Source organism: Streptococcus sp. 4155 (genome assembly GCF_013276695.1).
Taxonomy (GTDB): Bacteria; Bacillota; Bacilli; order Lactobacillales; family Streptococcaceae; genus Streptococcus; species Streptococcus pseudopneumoniae.
The window spans coordinates 1-1,861 of record NZ_VMLM01000133.1; the positions used below are offsets into that span (position 1 = coordinate 1).

Genomic DNA, 1,861 nt, shown 5'->3' on the forward strand with positions numbered 1-1,861 from the left:
AAAAGATAGCGCTTGGCGCTGTCTATTTATTTTGTTTTTGAAACGTTTCATTTTTGTTTTAAAAAAATAAATCTTTTTTTATCTGAATTCATTCTAACATTGTTAGCGTTTTCTGTCAAGACTTATTTTCATTTTTTGTTGTTTTTCCTTCAACAAATTTCACTGGTAGGATTGTCTGCAAATTAACAGTCTTTCCATCAATAATATCAAACAAAATCCGAACCGCTTCTTTTGCCATTTCTTCCAATGGTTGTTCAATAGTTGAAAGTAGATAATCTCTATCTCCAGCCATTTTAATTCCATCGTATCCAATAATTTGGACATCATGAGGAATACGTTTACCATTTTTTTCTAGTATATCAATAACATCTAAAGCTGCAAAGTCGTTAATTGTAAAAATTCCATCTATAGAATGATTGTCTTCCAAGAAACTCTCTAGCTTTCCATGATAGTCAGTAACTGTCTCATCCAAATCAAAAATACTAAGAGGTATTTTATGCTCTTGGACATACTTTTCAAAGGAAATTCTACGACGTTTGGTTTCATTAATGGTTGTATTATGTCCGCCCACAAAGGCTAAATGCTGACATCCTTTACTAATTAATTGTTTAGCTGCTTCTCTTCCACCTGCATCATTATCTGATGAAACACAAGGAATGGCAATATCTGAGTATGTACGGTCAATACTGACAAATGGAATTCCTGACGACAGGTAATGTTCAATTGGACTATAGGTAATAGCAACCACTCCATCAACTTTATTATGACGCAACATCTCCAGATAGTCTTGCTCTCGATTTGTACCATTTATAGAACATAAGAGTAATTTATTATTCCTCTTATAGACTTCATTTTCCACATGCATAGCAAATTCTGAAAAGAAGGGATGCCAGATACTTGGTACAATGATTGCAATCGTTTCTGTTCGATTTTTTTTCATTCCTCTAGCGTAGTAATCTGGAATGTAATTCAAAGTTTTAATCGCTTGCTCCACTTTTTTCAAGGTTACTTCTTTAATGCCTTTTTCTTTATTAATCACACGTGAAACTGTTCCAACACTAACTCCTGCTTCTAAAGCAACATCTTTCATGGTAATTGATTTTCTTTGTTCTACCATCTTATCACCTCCTTTCAATATATAGTATCATGCAAACGCTTTTTAAGCAACTATTTCTCAATCATTTTTCTCCAGATCATTTTTACCATCATGGATAAAATCACTCCAATCGACTTTTGATACCCCCTTCAATATTCATGTATAGACATCTACATAAAACAGGAAAAGCCTTTGTTTGCTTCCTATCTCCCCTTTTTCATGATGTATTTTCGTACGGGTGCTTCAACCATTTGAACGATTTCAAATCCTTCTTTTTGGTAAAGATTGTAAGCTGTTTGATTTGCTTCGAAGACATTTAGAGAAATACTATCTATGTCTCCATTTTCAAAGGCCAAACTAACAAATTTCCTGAAAGCCTGGCTACCTAAGCCTTGTCCCTGTTTCTGGGGGTTGATAAAAAATCTTCCAATATGAAGATTACTGTCTTCTAGTCTGATTTTCTGGATTAGCCCGACAAACTCTTGTCCATCAAAGATTGAAAAGATTCCTTCCAAATCTTGCAAGACTTGAATTGTCAAGGGAAAAGAAATCATTGGTCCCATCCATTGTTCTTGAAAGGATTTGCCAAGGGAGTTGGACCATTGGCATACGAGCTGAGCGTTTTCTGGGCTCACCTTTTCTTCAAAACGAATTGTCATCTTTTCCTCCCCATCTTATCTATGTTTCTCCATTATACTACTTCTCCCATTTTTTACGAATAGATAAGTATGATTGATTTTTATTTTTTTCTTGTCGGGAGCATTC

2 protein-coding genes are annotated in these 1,861 nt (G+C 34.4%); both read right to left on the bottom strand.

What is annotated here, in order from left to right; all coding sequences use genetic code 11:
• Positions 1 to 115 precede the first annotated feature (115 nt).
• Positions 116 to 1,117 (bottom strand): LacI family DNA-binding transcriptional regulator, encoded by a 1,002-nt coding sequence (locus HT715_RS11570; protein ID WP_050207426.1) that lies wholly within the window; start codon positions 1,115 to 1,117, stop codon positions 116 to 118.
• A 182-nt stretch (positions 1,118 to 1,299) separates the two neighbouring features.
• Positions 1,300 to 1,755, bottom strand: coding sequence for a GNAT family N-acetyltransferase (locus HT715_RS11575; protein WP_050975800.1), 456 nt, complete (start codon positions 1,753 to 1,755; stop codon positions 1,300 to 1,302).
• Between the last annotated feature and the right edge of the window lie 106 nt (positions 1,756 to 1,861).